The sequence below is a fragment of the Stenotrophomonas sp. genome (genome assembly GCF_050737075.1).
In the GTDB taxonomy this organism is placed as follows: domain Bacteria; phylum Pseudomonadota; class Gammaproteobacteria; order Xanthomonadales; family Xanthomonadaceae; genus Stenotrophomonas.
Genome location: NZ_JBOHXV010000002.1, coordinates 1 through 17522 on the forward strand (window position 1 = coordinate 1; position 17522 = coordinate 17522).

13 protein-coding genes are annotated in these 17522 nt (G+C 68.2%); 2 read left to right on the top strand and 11 right to left on the bottom strand.

The window, feature by feature from the left end:
* Both ACREPD_RS00745 and ACREPD_RS00750 read right to left on the bottom strand, forming a co-directional pair.
* A partial coding sequence (locus ACREPD_RS00745; RefSeq protein ID WP_431597500.1) for a hypothetical protein occupies positions 1-2848 on the bottom strand: 2848 nt, incomplete at its 3' end.
* Positions 2849-2938: 90 nt separating this feature from the next.
* On the bottom strand, positions 2939-3235 hold the full coding sequence (locus ACREPD_RS00750) for a hypothetical protein (protein ID WP_431597501.1): 297 nt from the start codon (positions 3233-3235) through the stop codon (positions 2939-2941).
* A gap of 259 nt (positions 3236-3494) precedes the next feature.
* On the opposite strand from ACREPD_RS00750, the gene ACREPD_RS00755 reads away from it, so the two are divergent.
* Positions 3495-4133 (top strand): hypothetical protein, encoded by a 639-nt coding sequence (locus ACREPD_RS00755; protein ID WP_431597502.1) that lies wholly within the window; start codon positions 3495-3497, stop codon positions 4131-4133.
* An 86-nt stretch (positions 4134-4219) separates the two neighbouring features.
* Here ACREPD_RS00755 and rtcA read toward each other — a convergent pair whose 3' ends face one another.
* The 3 genes from rtcA to ACREPD_RS00770 all read right to left on the bottom strand — a co-directional run bounded on the left by rtcA (position 4220) and on the right by ACREPD_RS00770 (position 8556).
* Positions 4220-5236, bottom strand: coding sequence for an RNA 3'-terminal phosphate cyclase (gene rtcA, locus ACREPD_RS00760; RefSeq protein WP_431597503.1), 1017 nt, complete (start codon positions 5234-5236; stop codon positions 4220-4222).
* A 58-nt stretch (positions 5237-5294) separates the two neighbouring features.
* The gene (locus ACREPD_RS00765; protein ID WP_431597504.1) at positions 5295-6524 is read right to left on the bottom strand and encodes an RtcB family protein; all 1230 of its coding nucleotides are present in this window, start codon (positions 6522-6524) and stop codon (positions 5295-5297) included.
* Between the two features lie 484 nt (positions 6525-7008).
* Positions 7009-8556 (bottom strand): vWA domain-containing protein, encoded by a 1548-nt coding sequence (locus tag ACREPD_RS00770; protein WP_431597505.1) that lies wholly within the window; start codon positions 8554-8556, stop codon positions 7009-7011.
* A 190-nt stretch (positions 8557-8746) separates the two neighbouring features.
* Here ACREPD_RS00770 and rtcR point away from each other — a divergent pair, with 190 nt between their 5' ends.
* A complete protein-coding gene (gene rtcR / locus ACREPD_RS00775) occupies positions 8747-10339 on the top strand; it encodes an RNA repair transcriptional activator RtcR (RefSeq protein WP_431597506.1) in 1593 nt (530 codons plus the stop codon).
* A 55-nt stretch (positions 10340-10394) separates the two neighbouring features.
* On the opposite strand, the gene ACREPD_RS00780 is transcribed toward rtcR, so the two are convergent.
* The 6 genes from ACREPD_RS00780 to cls form a co-directional block, all read right to left on the bottom strand.
* Positions 10395-10949: a hypothetical protein gene (locus ACREPD_RS00780; protein ID WP_431597507.1), complete on the bottom strand. Its 555-nt coding sequence runs from the start codon at positions 10947-10949 to the stop codon at positions 10395-10397.
* A gap of 78 nt (positions 10950-11027) precedes the next feature.
* Positions 11028-11354, bottom strand: a complete 327-nt coding sequence (locus tag ACREPD_RS00785; protein ID WP_431597508.1) for a low molecular weight protein tyrosine phosphatase family protein — start codon at positions 11352-11354, stop codon at positions 11028-11030.
* A 15-nt stretch (positions 11355-11369) separates the two neighbouring features.
* Complete coding sequence (gene uvrD, locus ACREPD_RS00790) at positions 11370-13562, bottom strand: DNA helicase II (protein ID WP_431597509.1); 2193 nt, start codon at positions 13560-13562, stop codon at positions 11370-11372.
* Between the two features lie 34 nt (positions 13563-13596).
* Complete coding sequence (bla, locus tag ACREPD_RS00795) at positions 13597-14559, bottom strand: subclass B3 metallo-beta-lactamase (RefSeq protein WP_431597510.1); 963 nt, start codon at positions 14557-14559, stop codon at positions 13597-13599.
* Positions 14560-14645: 86 nt separating this feature from the next.
* The gene (locus ACREPD_RS00800; protein ID WP_431597511.1) at positions 14646-16055 is read right to left on the bottom strand and encodes an FAD/NAD(P)-binding protein; all 1410 of its coding nucleotides are present in this window, start codon (positions 16053-16055) and stop codon (positions 14646-14648) included.
* Positions 16056-16076: 21 nt separating this feature from the next.
* Positions 16077-17495 (bottom strand): cardiolipin synthase, encoded by a 1419-nt coding sequence (gene cls / locus ACREPD_RS00805; RefSeq protein ID WP_431597512.1) that lies wholly within the window; start codon positions 17493-17495, stop codon positions 16077-16079.
* Positions 17496-17522: the final 27 nt, after the last annotated feature.

Genomic DNA, 17522 nt, shown 5'->3' on the forward strand with positions numbered 1-17522 from the left:
TCTCGGTTCTGGCCGCACTGACCCTCGCGGCGCGCTCGGCTGCCTCCTGCGTGGCCCGGGACTGGGCCGCTTGGCGGGCCTTGTTCGCGGCCGTCTCGTAGGCCAGCAATGCGGCGGCGCGCTGGCGGTGGGCCAGCGCGCTGCTCTGCGCGCGCGCGGCAACCGCATCGGTCGCCCGCCGGCTGGCCTCGGCGGCCGCCCAGCGCGAGGCACTCTGCCCGGCCTGCGCCTGCGCGCGCTGCTGTACCTGTGCCTGCACCCCCTGGGCAAGGGACTGTGCGCGCGCCCTGATCTCTGCGCCCAGCGTCGTGCCGCCCGCCGGGGGCGGGGACGTGCCTGCGGCGTCGGCGACCATCGCACCGATGTCGCCGATGGCGCGGTCCACGCCGCCCCGGAACAGCGCCTTCCGCGCGGCGGCGGTCAGTGTCGGCTGCGCGCGCACGGCCTCGCAGTACCCCGTCGCGGCCTGGGTGATCAGCGCCTCCGCATCCTCCCGGCGCGCCACCCACATGTCCTGCTCGAACCGGCTGCGGGCGGCGTGCTGCTGGCTTTCCAGCAGATCCCGGGGCGGGCTCGCATGCGGCAAGCCGTGCTTCTGCAGGGCCTCGGCCCACGCACTCCACACGGCCTGGGCAACGCTGGTGGTCAGTGCCTGTAGTTCGTCGCGGTGAACCAGCCGCACTGATTCAAGGACCTCCTGCCTGAGCAGTTCTGCTTCCAGTGCCAGCAGCCGCTCCGGGCCGTGGTCCTGGCGCAGTTTCGCCACCAGTGGGCCCGGGGCCATCTGCTGCAGTGCATGAGTGGCACGCGGCTCGGCAAGCGCGACCTTGCCGCGCGGCAGCAGGCTGCGCAGGCCGAAGGCGGTCCGCGAGCGCCACGATTTCGCCTCGCGCAGGTCCTGCGCGCCGGGCCAGAGCTGCGCCAGCTTCAGGCGTTCGATCCAGGCCGCGGAGGCGCGGCTGCCCAGCAGTTCGGCAAAGTAGTTTGCCGTGCCGAAGCGCTTGGCGGTCAGCAATCCCACGCGCAGCCGCTGCGCGGGTACGCCGCGTGCCACCAGCCCTTCCAGCAGCTGGATGAAGGCAATGCCCAGTTCGGGGTGCTTCTCCGACCACGCGGCGACATCAGGCGGGTAGGCGCCCGCCTCGACCGGCGTCAGCAGCAGCCGCGCAACCTCGGTGGGGTTGGCCTGGCCCATGCCCACCAGCTTCTCCATCAGCACCAGCCACGCATGGTTGGTGTCGAATGCCGCCAGGGTATGTGGATGCCTGCCGGGGCCCAACGCCAGATGGTGCAGCAGTTGGGAGTGCAACGGCGGCGCCAGCAAGGCGGCAACCGCATCGGCCACGCCCTGCGGCGACTCGCTTGCCCAGGCCTGTTCCAGCTGCTGCAGCGCGTCGTCGAACTGCTGCATCGCGCGGGTTTCGCGGCACACGCCGTTGATGCAGATCTCGTCCGTCGTTGAGGCGATGGGTTCGCCGCTACCCAGCAGTGCTTCGTGCAATCGCTCGACGTGCTGCTGGTGGGACGCGACCGCATCGCCGCCGAGCACCGTCTGCATCGCGTCGGTCATCTCCTGGCGGACGCGCGCGGCACGAACCGGGTCGGCGTGCAGCCAGTCGCGGATCTGCGCCGGGTCGAACCGCGCCAGCAGCGCATCGCGACGAGCGATCATCTGCCCGGCCAGGGCCGCGGCCTGCGGCCACGCCTGCGCCGGGGTAGGCGCCAGGTTCGGCCAGTGGCGCTCGATCACCGCGTCGATGGAAGACGCCGGTAGCACCGCCAGGCGGTAGCCCATTTCCGCCAGCGCGTCGGCGATGGCCGGGTCCGAGGCCGCCGGTGGCCGGAACAGCGCGGCAATGCTCTCGGACTGGAATCCGTAGGGCCAGCCGGTGGTGTCGTGCAGCGCGCCCGGGTCACCCTGCATCGCGTCGAAGCGGCTGGCATTGGCTGCGAACGCCTCGGGAATCGGGAACAGCGACGCGGGACGTTGCCGGATCGCGACCTCGCCGCTGAGCGGCTTGGGCAGCATCACGCCGGTCTGCGGATCGCGGAAGCCGAGCGGGCCGCAGGAGCCGAAGTCCAGCGACATGCCAACCCGCTCGCCATCACGCAGCGTGTAACCGAAGTTCTCCATCCGGTAGTTGAGGTGGTCCCAGTTGTCCAGCCAGCGCGATGCGATGAAATGACGCATCTGTTCGCAGCGCAACGGCGCGGGCAGCATCCGGTTCATCGCGTCCAGCGCGTCGAACCGTGCCTGGTCATTGGCTGCGTGCACGCGCGCATCCGCCTCGCCCAGCGCCCACCATTCCACGCCCGCGTCGCGCAGCAACGCGGTATTGGCGGCCACGGAGGCGGCATGTGTTGCCCGCAGCGTGTCGTAGTCGGGCCGCGATGAGGCGTTGTCTGCCCCGACCAGGTCGGCCGCCGCGTCGCTGACCAGGAAATCACCCAGATCCTGGAACTGCGGTTCATAGCGCGAACCGACATGCAGGTTGGCGGTGGGCAGGCCATCGAGCGCCCCCACCAGCGCGGTATCGGGTGCGAGCAGACCGGTGAGCTGGAACAGCTTGCCCAAAGTGACTTCCATGGCGCTGCTGGCGCCGTCGGCCGTGGCCTTGACCCGCCAGCGATCGGTTCCCTGCGAGGCCACCATGGCCTTCTGGCTGCCGGCCCCCTGCCACGGGCTGAGCGTGGCGCCGGCAAAATTCAACGGCACGCGAGCGTCACGCGCTGCGTTGCGTACCGAATCCACTTCAAGCGTGGCAGGAATCGGGGCCGGGGTCCGTGCCGCGCCAGCTTCCCACTCGCTCGGCGCGGCAAGAGAAGGAAGTGAGGAAGCCCTCTGCATCGCAGTGTTGATCAACGTCGCACCCCTGAGTGACAGGGCACGCACACTAGCAGCGTTGCTGGGCCGTCAAGGCTCGGACTGGTTGCAAACTTACCGAAGTAGACCCGATGTCGGCCGGTTCCTACGCGGGCGCGTTCCCGTTCTGGTCGTCGCCAGCGCCACCACCGTGGCCACGACGATCAGCATCAGCCAGAACCCCCAGCCGTGCAGCAAAGCATCTGCCACCGCCACCGGCGGTTCGCAGCGCATCCGCATCAGGTCCATGCTGCCGCCGTCCTGCAGACAGGTGGCCACGTGCTGGAACAGGGCCAGCACCGGCGCCGCCCAGCCCGCCGACAGCGTCAGCGCAACCAGTGCAGACAACAGGTACGGGATTCCCTTGTTCATGTGCGTGCTCCCAGCAGACAGCGCCAGACTCTGGGCGCGTGGCAGGGGGCGTACAAGCGGCAGGCGACGAACCGTGTGAAATCCGGGATGAGTCGCGTTTGACCGGGAATGAAGCCGTGGCGCCGGGAAGGGGATGCCGCTTCCCGGCGCGACGGATACCGGCATCAGCTACTGGCCGCCTGGGGATCACTGCTCCGGTCACCCGTCTGCCGAGCAATAATGCGAAACCAGTGAATGGAAACTTGGACAGGGGGAAACAATGAAGTCAATCGTTGCGGCTGTAGCGCTGCTGGTCCTTTCCGGCTGTGGCATGCGAACAGAGATGGTGCGGGTCAATGTCCCGGATGTCCGGGTGAGTCCGGAGCAGGGCCCCGTCGTTGTTGTCGGTGCCGTGCAGGACGTCCGTACGGACATGCTGCCGGCTGTAGCTCCCGCAGACAGGTCAAAGAACGTCGGAGGCTTCGCACGCGGAGGCAATGGAATGCTGGTCAACCTTGAATCCGGCACCGTTGCCGACAAGACCCGCGAGATCCTGGTCCAGGCGCTACGGAACATGGGTTACAGGACCGCAGACGCCTGCGAATCTTCCTGCACCTTCGTGGACGCCTCATTGACGGGATTCTCGGTCAGCCTGCCCTTCGAATTCTGGCGGGCCGCTGGATGGTCACAACGGATGTTGGCGGACATCTCCATCAACGTTACCTCGCGCGCTGAAGGTCAGATCCGAACGTTCACCGCCAAGGGTCACGGTTCCAACGTGTACCAGGTGGTATCACGGGAGAACTGGGAGATTGCCCTGGAACGGGCGGTCGGAGATGTGACGGCCAATTTCAAGCAGTCCATGTCTGGGCAGGTTCCTTCCGAACGTCATCCGGAACAGCCACAGTCGCCCCCATGATCATCCCGTAATGGATCGCATCGCGCCGGGGCTCGTTGTGGGCACCGAACGGGGTCGCGCCAGCAAGGCGCGGCCCCCGTGGTGCCTCAGCGGCTGACCTGGACCTGCCAGCCCTGCCCTTCGGGTACCCACTCGAACTCGACCGGCAGGAACTTCTCGATCAACCGCGCGTTGCTGGCGAGGTGCTCGCTGATCGTGGCGGTGGTGAAGCTGCCGGCACCGGCCAGCGCCATCGGCAGCAGCAGCTGGTCGGACAGGTGCTCGGCCACGCAACCGTCGCCGTGCAGGTAACGCTGCACCTCATCGGCCAGGCGCGCGCCGACCTGTTCGGCCGATACGCCACGTTCGCCATGGCCGCTGAAGACTTCCACATGCGCGTCGTGGCGCACCTGCACCAGCGCCACGTTGCCGGGGCCCAGCGCGGGACGCACGCTGTGCACGTGGCGCGGATGCGGGTCCACGCCCAGGCGATCGGCCAGCACCTGCAGCTCACGCTGGCCGATGCTGCCGGACAGGCCGGACATCAACACCTTGGCCTCGACCGAGGCCAGCGCGCCGCGGGCGTTGAACGCGCAGGGCTGCAACGTCGCGCAGGGCGTGACCTGCACGTCGAGCACGCCGCCGCCGGCAGGGTGGAAGCCATGCTGCTCAATCGCGAAACCGACCTGCACGCCCATCCGCGCCAGCGCGGGCAGATACGCGTCGGCGATGAAGTCCGCGCTGGGCGCGAGCGGATTGTGGGTGCCGCCTTCCAGACGCAGCGTTGAGGGCGTGGCCGCCTGCCACAGGGCCGGCAGCAGCGTTTGCAGTACCAGCGTCGCCGAGCCGGCACTGCCGGTGGCGAAGTGGTAGTCACCGCCCTGCACCGCGCCGGGCTCGAAGCGCAGCGTGGTCGCGCCCAGCTGGGCGCCGTGCACGTGAGCACCGCCGATCCTCGCGGCAGCATTGACGGCGGTGAGGTGCTGACGCATCAGGCCCGGGCGGCGGCGGCGGCCACGGATATTGCCCATGCTGAAGCCGCTGCCGGTGCACAGGCTGAGCGTCAACGCCGAACGCAGCAGCTGGCCGCCGCCTTCGGTTCCATCCAGTTCGATCATGTCCATGGTTCTGTCCTTTTGCTTCCCCCGCGCGCGGCGCAGTGTACGCCGCGCGCGGCCAATCTCATCCCTTTACACAGACCACCTGGCGCAGGGTGTGGACGATCTCCACCAGGTCGCGCTGCGCCTCCATCACCGCTTCGATCGACTTGTAGGCGGCCGGAGACTCGTCGACCACCTCGGCGTCCTTGCGGCATTCCACGTGCGCGGTGGCCTTGGCGTGGTCGTCCACGCTGATCAGCTTGCGCGCCTGGGTACGGCTCATCACGCGGCCGGCGCCGTGGCTGCAGCTGTTGAAGCTTTCCGCATTGCCCAGGCCACGCACGATGAAGCTCTTGGCCCCCATGCTGCCCGGGATGATGCCCAGCTCGCCCTTGCGCGCGCTCACCGCGCCCTTGCGGGTCACGAAGACGTCCTTGCCGAAGTGGTGCTCGCGGCTCACGTAGTTGTGGTGGCAGTTGACCGCCTCGGCCGCGGCCTCGAACGGCTTGGTGATCACCGTGCGCGCCGCCGCCACCACATTGCGCATCATGATCTCGCGGTTCATGCGTGCGAAGCGCTGCGCCCAGTCCACCGCAAACACGTAGTCGCCGTAATGGGTGCTGCCCTCCGGCAGGTACGCGAGGTCCTGGTCGGGCAGGTTGATCATCCAGCGGCGCATTTCCTGCTTGGCCAGTTCGATGAAGTAGGTGCCGATCGCATTGCCCACGCCGCGCGAGCCCGAGTGCAGCATGAACCACACGCGCTGCTCCTGGTCCAGGCAGACCTCGACGAAGTGATTGCCCGTTCCAAGCGTACCCAGGTGCTTGAGGTTGTTGGTGTTCTTCAGCTTGGGGTGGCGTTCGCAGATCAGCGCGAAGTCGTCCACCAGCTGCGACCAGCCCTCAATGGCCAGTTCCGGCGGGGTGTCCCAGCTGCCCTTGTCGCGGCCACGGCCGACGGTGCGTCCATGCGGCACGGCACGCTCGATCGCGCTGCGCAGTGCCGACAGGTTGTCGGGCAGGTCGCTGGCGATCAGCGTGGTGCGCGCGGCGATCATGCCGCAGCCGATATCCACGCCCACGGCAGCCGGCACGATCGCGCCGATGGTCGGCACGACCGAGCCCACCGTAGCACCCTTGCCGAGGTGCACGTCGGGCATCACCGCGATCCAGCGGTGGATGAACGGCAGGCGCGCGATGTTCTGCAGCTGCTCACGCGCGGCATCTTCCAGCGGCACGCCGCGCGTCCACAGGCGGATCGGGACGGCGCCCGGCTCCTGGATGACGTCGTGGTTGTGGGTGGTGTTGGTCATGTTGAACATCCTGTCTATCCATTGAAAAGGTGCGGCGACAAAAGGGGGCGGAACCGTTCCACGTTCCGCATGACACGGAACGCAGCCGGGACTTGAACCCGACCCCGAAGGGCAACCAGATGTAGTTCCACTGGCATTCGCCGCGAAAAAGGGCAGTGACAAGGGGGCTGGAACGTTCGTCTTCCACCTTGCGGTGGGCGACGCCGGGATTTGAACCCGAGCCCGAAGGCACTCCATGTAGTTCCAGCAGCATTCACTGCGTGAAGCGGGTGCCGGCGATGCGACAACAGTGAGGGAACGTCCTGCTCTACCCCTGAGCTACCGCCGTGTTGCCACGACGAGCGGGATTCGAACCCGCGACCTGGAGCGTGAAAGGCTGTAGTTCCCCCGGCATTCGCAGTGCCGGCATTGAAACGAAATACGTGGGCCCTGCCCGGCTGGCCCCATTGCCAGCCGGGCGATCCCGTGCGACATCCCTGTCGCGTTACAAGGCCATGTCCTGGATGCGCTGCACCCCACCCGAGCCTTCGTCCTTTGCAGTGGCGACCTGCGCGAGCAGGTCGAACACCGCATCGCTGAAGCCGCCGATGTGCAGCACATCCTCGCGCTGCACGGTCTGGCTGGTCGCCACCGGCTGCAGGTCGATGCAGACCAGCTTCGCCTGCGGGCAACGCTGCTTGAGCATGGCCCACTCGCGCATCGTGTCGGTCGCACCGTCACTGCGGGTGTCGCACCAGCTTTCGTTGTCCGACACCAGCACCAGCAGGTCCACCTGCGCACGTTCGGCGTTGAGGTAGCGAAGCGGCGCACTCACCGCCGTACCACCACCGTTGATCGCCAGCTGGCGGGCCAGCGTCATCACGCTATCGCGTGGGTTCAGCGGTACGCGCCGCACACCGGTGTCGAACGGCAACACCTGCGCCTGGGGCTGACCGCGCAGCACGCATGCGGCGATCAGTGCCGCCACGTCCACGCAGCGCACGGCGGTGGTGGCACCCTTGCGGTAGCCGGTCACCGGCGACTGCATCGACCCCGACACGTCCACTGCCACCACCACCCGGCCCGGCAGGACCGGTGCCGAGGCGGTAGCGATTTCCATCGCGTCCTGCAGCGCCTCCAGGATCGGCAATGGCAGTTCACTTGCCGCGTGATAGGCCATCATCAACTGGTATGGCAGCACCCGGGCGCGGCGGATCTGCGCAGGATCGCGCAGCTTGGCGGCCACCACCTGCACCATCGCCTCGTCCTCGAACACCCCATGCCGGGCGAACGTGTTGAGGTTCATGCGCAGCGTCTGCCACGACGCATTGCGGGCCAGCATCGACCACTGCGCAACGTCCAGCTGCAACGCGCTGTAGTACTGGAACGGCAGGTCCGGCGGCAGCCCGTTCGGCGCGCGCTTGAAGGCCTCATAAGCCTGCAGCAGCGCCGGCAACCGCGACGGCTCGTACGGACGCCCTACCACCCAGGCATACAGCGCCTCACGCTCGGCATCGGCCGGCTTGGGGTGCACCATCCGGATGATGTCGCCCAGCGACGGCTGCTGGCCGATCGCGGCGCGGACCACGGTCTCGGCCGAGGCCTGCTGCAGCCACTGGCGCACCAGACGCTTCGGCAGCGAGCCCAGCGAGCGGCGCCCGACCTGGCCGCTGCGCATGATCTGCACGAACGTGCGCAGCTGCCGACCGTTGTCCACCACCTTGGGGAATGCCTGGGCGAATGCCGCCGGGTCACGCAGACTCAGCGTGGCCAGCAGCAGCACCGGCATGTCCTTCATGTGCGCCTTCTGCCTGGCATAGACCGCGGTGCGCGCGACGAAGCCGGGCTCCACCTGCGCGCTCAATGCCAGCACCTGCTGCAACTGCGCCTCGGCATCGCTGTAGAAGGTGTTGTTGAGGCAGCCGGTACCCGCGAACAGCGCCAGCGCGGCGCGCGGGTCGCGACGGTAGGCGGTACCGCCGGCGTCATTGAGCGCGTCTGCCGACGGCAGCAGCGCGCTGCGCATCCGGGAGAAGAGGGAATTGTTGGCCATCGTGTGGGTCCTCGGCGGGAACAGCCCGCGTCGTGTCTTGCCGTATACAGAGCAACGGCCGTGCCAACTTTTGGATCTAGCATCCAACTGATTGATTAATATGTATTTATTCAGTTTTCCCCGGGAGTTAATGCCACATGGAGCGCCAGGATTGATATAGTTTGGGAGCGCTATTTATACGGAGATATACATGCAGAAGCGGCAGGTGGTGTTCGGCATGCTCGGCATCCAGCTCGATGCGGGTGAGGGCCCGGGTCGGTGGCAGAAATGGCGGCCGACCGTGGCGCTGGGCATGCATGAGGACTTCGTGCCGGACCGCATCGAGCTGCTGCTGGACGAGCGCCGCTTCGGCAAGCTGGCTGCGCTGGTGCGCGAGGACCTGGAACGCGTCGCGCCGTCCACCGAGGTCCGCCGGCACGACACCTACATGGCGGACCCGTGGGAGTTCGAAGGGGTCTATGCCTGCCTGCATGACTTCCTGGCCGCGTATCCCTTCGCGCCGGAGGAGGAGGACTACTACATCCACATCACGACCGGCACGCATGTCAGCCAGATCTGCTGGTTCCTGCTGACCGAGAGCCGGCACTTCCCGGGGCGGCTGCTGCAGACCTCCCCTCCGCGCAAGCAGGCCGTGGGCGATCCCGGCACGTACGCGTTGATCGACCTGGACCTGTCGCGCTATGACCGCATCGCGCAGCGCTTCGCCCAGCAGCAGTTGCAGGACCGCGACCTGCTCAAGGGCGGCATCGCCACCCGCAACGCCGCGTTCAACCGGATGATCGAGCAGATCGAGATCGTGGCCACCCGCTCACGCGCGCCGATGCTGCTCACCGGACCGACCGGTGCGGGCAAGAGCCATCTGGCCCGGCGCGTGTTCGATCTGAAGAAGCTCAAGCACCAGTTGCCGGGTCGCTTCGTGGAAGTGAACTGCGCCACGCTACGCGGCGACGGAGCGATGAGCACGCTGTTCGGCCACACCAAGGGCGCTTACACCGGCGCTTCGAGCGACCGCGCCGGCCTGCTGCGTTCTGCGCACCAGGGGCTGCTGTTCCTCGACGAGATCGGCGAACTTGGGCAGGACGAGCAGGCCATGCTGCTGCGTGCACTGGAAGACAAGCGCTTCCTGCCGGTAGGCAGCGACCGCGAAGTGGAGAGCGATTTCCAGTTGATTGCGGGCACCAACCGCGACCTGCATGAAGCGGTACGCCAGGGGCGCTTCCGCGAGGATCTGCTGGCCCGGCTTAACCTGTGGACCTACCAGTTGCCCGGCCTGGCGCAGCGGCGCGAGGACATCGAGCCCAACCTGGCCTTCGAGCTGGAGCGGTTCGCCCGCGAGCAGCACCAGCAGGTGCGCTTCAATGCCGAAGCCCGCGCTCGTTATCTGGCCTTCGCCACCAGCGCGGATGCGGCGTGGAGCGGCAACTTCCGCGATCTGGGCGCGTCGATGATGCGCCTGGCCACGCTCGCCAATGCCGGGCGTATCCAGACCGAAGGCGTGGACGAGGAGATCGGCCGGCTGCGGACGCAGTGGTCGGGCGGTGAAGTACCGTCGCTGCTCGACGCGCTGCTGGGCGAGGAGGTGGCCGCACTGGACCGGTTCGACCGCGTGCAGCTGGAGGAGGTGGTGCGCGTCTGCGTGGCGGCAAAGAATCTATCGGCCGCCGGGCGGGAGCTGTTTTCGGTGTCGCGCACGCAGCGCGCGAGCACCAACGACGCGGATCGCCTGCGCAAGTATCTGGCCCGTTTCGGGCTTGATTGGGAGACCGTGCGTAGAGCCGACTAACAGTCGGCTCTACGCAGTCGGTACAACCCAGTCGGTACAACCGGCCGGCGACCGCTTAGGCGATCCGCACCACGCGTGCGCCCTGGCACAGCGGGTAGGTCGCCACCAGGTCGGCGATGCGCTCGCGCAGGGTCTCGAACGATGCACCGTACAGGTACAGCGCGGTCTCGCTCGGTCCCTGCCACCAGCTGCAGATTTCACCGTGGCCGTCGATGCGCTCCACGATCTGGTCGAACACGTAGTTCGAATCGCACTGTTCGTACACCTCGTCGGGCAGGTCGGTGCCGTTGAGGTACAGCCCAAGGCCTTCGGTGATGCCGAACGGCAGGTCGGCCTCGCCCTCGCGCTGGATCAGCGAGCCCTTGGGCGCGCCCAGCTGCTGGAGCATTTCAATCACCTGCGGCAGTGCAGCGCCGTCATGCAGCTGGATCTCCAGGTCGCCGTATTCGACCTCGCCCTCTTCGGTCAGCGCGGTGCCGCCGCCCATGATTTCGCCGATGCCGACGCCTTCCAGCATCGCGTCGAGCGGATCTTCGAACAGCTGCAGGCGGTGCTCGGGCTGGAGGCGGGCGTTGAGTTTGACGTTGATGGCGACGGGGGTGGAAGACATGGGATTACCTGAGAATTGGGGGGGGACGGTAGGTGGCTGCTCGATGTCGGGCATTGCGCAGCCACCCATGGGGTGGCTCTACGGTAGGTGTGGCGTCACTTTCTTCTTGAGCAGGTCCACCAGCACCGGGGCCATGAAGTCGTAGTCATCCGGAATATCCAGGCAGATCACCCGCGTTCCGTTCAACCACGGCCGGTAACGACTGGACAAGCGCGTGCGGTGCGCGCGCTCCATCACGAAGATCAGGTCCGCCCACTGCAACAGCTCGGGGCTGACCGGCACATCCGCATCCGCCAACACACCGGCCGAGGCGGTTTCCACGCCTGGCCAGTCGGCGAACATCTGCTCGGCCGTGGGGCTGCGCAGGCGGTTCTGGCTGCAGACGAAGAGCACGTGGCGGGTCATCCCTGACACGCGCCGTCAGAGCACCGTCAGGTTGGCGTAGGCCATGACCAGCCACTTGCTGCCGGCCTCGGCGAACTCCACCTGCACGCGCGCATGCGCGCCACTGCCCTCGTAATCGGTGACCATGCCTTCGCCGAAGCGCGCATGGGTCACCATCGCGCCCAGCTTCAACGGCGGCGCCTCGATCGCGGCGTGGCCCATCACGCGGTTCGCGCCGAGCGAGGCGGTGCGCGATACCTGCACCTTCGGGCGGACTTCGTTGAGCAGTTCCCGCGGAATCTCGCGCAGGAACCGCGAGGGCACGTTGTAGTTTTCCTGGCCGTGGATGCGGCGCGACTCGGCGTAGCTCAGCACCAGTTTCTGGCGCGCGCGGGTGATGCCTACGTAGGCCAGGCGGCGCTCTTCCTCCAAGCGACCGCTTTCCTCCAGCGAACGTGCGCTGGGGAACAGGCCATCTTCCATGCCGGCCAGGAACACCAGCGGGAACTCCAGGCCCTTGGCCGAATGCAGGGTCATCAGCTGCACGCCCTCCTCGCCCGCCTGGGCCTGGCCTTCGCCGGCCTCCAGCGAGGCGTAGGAGAGGAACGCGACCAGCTCGCTCATGGTCTCGCCGGTCTCTTCGATGTCGTCCTCGCGGCGGGTGAAGCGCGAGGCCACCGAGACCAGTTCGTCCAGGTTGTCCGCGCGCGACTCGGAATCGAGTGCGTTGCGGCTTTCCTTCGACCAGTGCTCGCGCAGCCCCGAACGCACCAGCACGTGATCGATGCGCTCGGCCAGGCTCATGTCACCGGCTTCGGCGTGCAGCTGGTTGACCAGGGTCAGGAAGCCGGCCAACGCGTTGCGGGCGCGGGCCGCCAGTTCATTGCCTTGGGTGGTCAGCATGGTGGCTTCCCACAGCGAGATCGCCTGGGTGCGCGCCAGCCGGCGCACTTCGTCCAGCGTGCGGTCGCCGATGCCACGGGTAGGCGTGTTGACCGCGCGCTCGAACGCGGCGTCATCGTTGCGGTTGGTCATCAGCCGCAGGTAGGCCAGCGCGTCCTTGATTTCGGCACGCTCGAAGAAGCGCATGCCGCCGTACACGCGGTACGGCACCTGTTCGGAAATCAGCGCCTCTTCGAAGGCACGCGACTGCGCGTTGCTGCGGTAAAGCACCGCCGCGTCGCCGTAGCTGCCGCCGTCACGCACCCACTGGCGCGTGCGTTCAACCACGTAACGCGCCTCGTCCATCTCGTTGTAGGCCGCGTACAGATCGATCTGCTCACCGTCGCCGCTGTCGGTCCACAGTTCCTTGCCGATCCGGTCGGGGTTGTGCGAGATCACCGCATTGGCCGCGCCCAGGATGTTGGCGCTGGAGCGGTAGTTCTGCTCCAGGCGCACGGTCTGCGCGCCCGGGAAGTCCTTCAGGAAGCGCTGTACGTTCTCGACCTTGGCGCCGCGCCAGCCATAGATGGCCTGGTCGTCGTCGCCGACCACGAACACGTGGCCGCTGTCGCCCGCCAGCACGCGCACGAAGGCGTACTGGATGGCGTTGGTGTCCTGGAACTCGTCCACCAGGATCTCGCGGAAGCGCGAGCGGTAGTGGGCCAGCAGCGCGGGGTTGTCGCGCAGCAGTTCATGCGCGCGCAGCAGCAGTTCGGCGAAGTCGACCAGGCCGGCGCGGTCGCAGCGCTCCTGGTAGGCCGCGTACGCCTGGCGCATGGTTTCCAGCCACGCGTCATGCGGCTCGGGCTGGATGTGCTGCGGGCGGCGGCCCTCGTCCTTCTGCTCGTTGATCCACCAGGCGATCTGCTTGGGCGGATGCTTGCTGTCGTCGATCTCCAGCTGCTGGACCACGCGCTTGACCAGGCGCAGCTGGTCGTCGGAGTCCAGCACCTGGAAGCTGTCGGGCAGCTTGGCGTCCTGGTAGTGCAGGCGCAGCAGACGATGGGCCAGGCCGTGGAAGGTGCCGATCCACGCGCCACGGCTGCCGTGCGCCAGCTGCAGGTCGATGCGGTGACGCATCTCGCCGGCAGCCTTGTTGGTGAAGGTCACCGCAAAAATGCCATGGGTCGGCACGCCGCAGACTTCATTCAGCCAGGCGATGCGGTGGATAAGTACGCGGGTCTTGCCGGAACCGGCACCGGCAAGCACCAGATGGTGGCCGGGCGGGGCGGACACAGCTTCGCGCTGGGCGGGGTTGAGCCCGTCGAGCAAGTGGGAGACATCCATGCGCCCATTTTACGCCCTCCGCGCCGTCGCTGCGTCAGGGTTTGCGGCCGGCTGCTTCATCGGCCAGCCGGGCGTCCAGATTGGCCCGGCCGGTCTGCGCATAGCGCTGGCATCGCCCGGGATCCACCAGGGGTTTGCCTGCGTCTCCGCGCAGGCGGGCGAACAGGTCGCTGGCCGCCGGATGGGGGGAGATCTGGATATCGCACGGTAGCGCAGCCAGCGTGTCCAGGCCGCGGCGGAACGCGGCCACAGCGTCGGGGTGGTCGGCATAGCGGTACTCGGCGTCCGAAATGGCGCTGATGCTGTCGGTGTAGGCCAAGTCGTAGCAGCGATCGGCCTCGCAGGAACGCCAGGTCCAGCTGGTGCCGCCCGGGGTGTGGCCCGGCGTGGCATGCGCCGTCAGCGCCAGCGGGCCGACGCGGACGATGGCGCCGTCGTCGATGACCCGCACCTTGGCCACGGCGGGGAACCCTTCCAGCAGCTCGAGCTGCTGTGGGTCGCTGCGGTCGCTCCTGCCCGTGCGCAGGGTGGCCGCTGCCGGCCCGCGTGCGAGCAGCGGCGCGCCGGTCATGCGCTGCAGGTAGGCCAGGCCGGCGGCGTGGTCGTAATGCTCATGCGAGTTGAGCAGGACCTTCACATCGTGGGGATCGAACCCCAGCGCGCGGATGTTGGCCAGGATCAGGGGGCCGGCAGGCTCGGTGGCGCCGTCGATCAGCACATGCCCCTGGTCCGACGTCACCAGCACCGCCGACAGCCCGCAGGTGCCCACATACCAGGTGTTGCCGAAGATGCGGCGCGGCGGGGCGCGATCGTTCCAGCCGTCCATCGCCGTAGCGTTCGCCGGGCACGCGGCCACGGCATCGGTGGCGCTGGCGGGCGCTGCCGGGACCACCGCGGCACCGGGGCTCGCGGACTGGCACGCGGCGAGCAGCAGTGCGGCGCTCAGCGCGCACACGCGGTGGAAATGAAGGGCCAGCGTCGCGCGGGAAATAGGCATCGGTGTCTCCGTGGTCATGACAGGAGCCTACGGCCGCGAAGATGGCCCTACCAACGCGAACTACGAAGTGCAGGCATTAGCCGGCCTTATGCCTGCACCGTGGGCAGCGCGCCGGCCGCCGCCTGCTGGGCCTGCACGCGCAGCTCGGGAATGGCCAGGCTTTCCCACAGGGTGCCGATGCGCAGGCTGCCGACCAGCTGCAGGCCCGGCTGAGGTTGGCCCTGCGCGTCGCGCACGCGGCCGGCGGCGTCGCTGTCCAGGCCCAGTCCATGCGGGCCGGGGCGCGCGTGGCCGTCGGCCAGCAGCTGCTGCAGCAATGGGTTGCGCATGGCCAGCGCGCGGGTTTCCACGCCGGTGGCGTTGATCACCGCGCCCACGTTCACCGGCTGCATGCCGCCCTGCGGCCCGTGCGCGTGCAGTTGCAGGGTGCCGTCGAGCACGAGCAGCGCGTCCAGCCGCGCGCGATGGCGTTGCAGTTGGCCCGACTGCTCCAGTGCCGCCACCTGCGCATGCACGGTTTCTGCGATGCGGTGGCGGTGCACGTCCCAGTAACGCACCACATGGCGCAGGAAGCGGCGCTGGTCGGCGCCGTCCAGGCTTTGCCACAGCGCCTGCCCCAGCGGGCGGATGCGATCCATCACGCTCTGCCACGGCAGGCACTGCGCGGCCGCGTCGCGCACGTGCCCGCGCAGCGCGCGCATGCGCGCACGCAGCGGCATGTCCAGCAGCGGCTGCGGATCGAACTCGGCACTGCCGGCGTGCGCGTGTGGCAACGGCAGCAGCGCATGCCGCGACAGCACGTGGATGCGGCCGCGGTGACCGGCCGTGGCCAGCGCGACCACGCTGTCGGCCATGCTCAGCCCCGACCCGATGATGGCCAGGTCGCCGTCGCCCGCGAGCATGCGTACGCCGTCGTAGTCCCATGCGTCGACCACGCGGCCCGGCGGCAATGCGTCGGCACCCGGTGCCGGCAGCGGGCGCATGCTGTTGCCGCACGCCAGCACCACTTGCCGCGCCTGCCACTGCGTGCCGTCGGCCAACCGTAGCTGCTGCAGCGACGCGCCGGGCTGCAGCGCCATGACCGGTTCATGCACGACGTGCAGTGCTGCGGCGCTGTGCGCCTGGGCCTCGGCAAGCCGCTGTTGCAGGTAATCCGCGTAATGGCGGCGCGCAACAAAGGTGTCCGCCACCACGTCGCGCGGCACGCCCGGCAGCGCGTCCGCCTGCAGCAGGTAGTCCACGAAATCACCCGGCAGTTCCGGCAGGCCGCTCATCTTGCCGGCCGGCACGTTGAGCAGGTGCTCCGGCCAGGGCGTGGCGTAGGCGATGCCCTGGGCCAGCGTGGAGGCCGGTTCGAACAGGACGATCTGCACGGCCGAGGTGGCGCTGCGCAGTGCATTCAGCGCGACCAGCACACCGGCGGCGCCGCCGCCGATGATGGCCAGGTCCGCCGGGAACGTGGATTCGGATGTGGTCATGCCGGCATTGTAGAACATGGCTCCGCAGCGCCCTGTGCGCTACATCAGCGCATCGGCCAGGCGGGCGATGCCTTCGCGGCTGCGCCGCCACGTGGCACGCTGCCGCCATGCCTTCAGGTCCAGCTGGCGCGACTGCCGCAGGTAATCGTCTTCAATCTGGATCAGCTGTCGTACCAGCCCCCGGTCGTAGCAGAGCATGCCGATTTCGGCGTTGAGCGCGAACGAGCGGATGTCCAGGTTGATCGAGCCCACCAGCGCGATGTCCTCGTCCACGGTGAGGTGCTTGGCGTGCAGGAAATGCGGCTCGTACAGCGCGATGCGCACACCCGCACGCAGCAGCTCGTCGTAGTACGCCTCCTGCGCCCACGCGGTGAGCCGCTGGTTGTTGCTGGCCGACAGGATCAGCTGCACCTGCACGCCGGACAGCGCGGCGATGCGCAGCGCACTGAGCGTGGCCTCGTCGGGCACGAAGTACGGGGTGACCAGCACGATGCGACGGCGGGCCAGGTGGATCAACGCGTTCACCGCATCGCGCGCGTTGCTGAAGGGATAGGCCGGGCCGCTGGGCAGCAGCTGGGTGGGCACGTCGTCCGCGCAGACCGGCTCGACGGTCACCACTTCCAGGCGCTGCCCGGTTTCCATGTACCAGTCGCTGGCGAACACCGCCTCCAGGTGCGCTACCGCCGGGCCGCGCACCCGCGCCACCAGTTCGCGGTTGGGGTAACCGGGCACGAATTCGGGCTGGGCCAGGTTCTGCGAGCCGATGTAGCCCACCCGGTTGTCGATCACCGCGATCTTGCGATGGTTGCGCAGGTCCATGCGCCCGCTGCGCCGCCAGCGCAACCCGCCGGGCAGCATCGCGCGCACGTCCACGCCCAGCGCCTGCAGGCGGTGGCGATAGCGGCGCAGGCCGCGCTTGGCGCCCACCGCGTCGAGCAGCACACGGCAATGCACGCCGCGCGCGGCGGCGCGCTGCAGGGCCTGCACGACGGCCTCGCCCACCGCATCGTCGAACATCAGGTAGTACAGCAGGTGGACGCGGTCGCGGGCCTGGTCGATATCCTCCAGCAGCGCCTGCAGCGACGCGTCGTAATCGGCCAGCAACTCCACGGCATTGCCGTGCACGGGCATGAAATCGCCCTGGCGCTCGATCAGCGGCACCATTTCGGCGGTCGCGGTGTCGGGCACCGGGTTCCAGCGCAACGGCGGCTGCAGCGCCTGTTCCTCGCGGATCAGCTGCGAGGCCTCCGCTTGGCGCTGCACGCGCTGGCGCGACAGCCAGGGGTGGCCAAACAGCAGGTACAGCGGCAGCCCCAGCAGGGGCACGAAGCCAACCAGCAGCAACCAACTGCGCGCGGCACCGGGCGTGGTGCGGCTGGGAATCCAGAACAGCGCGGCCAGCCGGATCAGCCAGTCCAGCAGCAGCAGCCATGAGCCCAGCAGCCATTCAAACAGCATCGGTGCGCCCGTTCGGGGGTGTGCCGG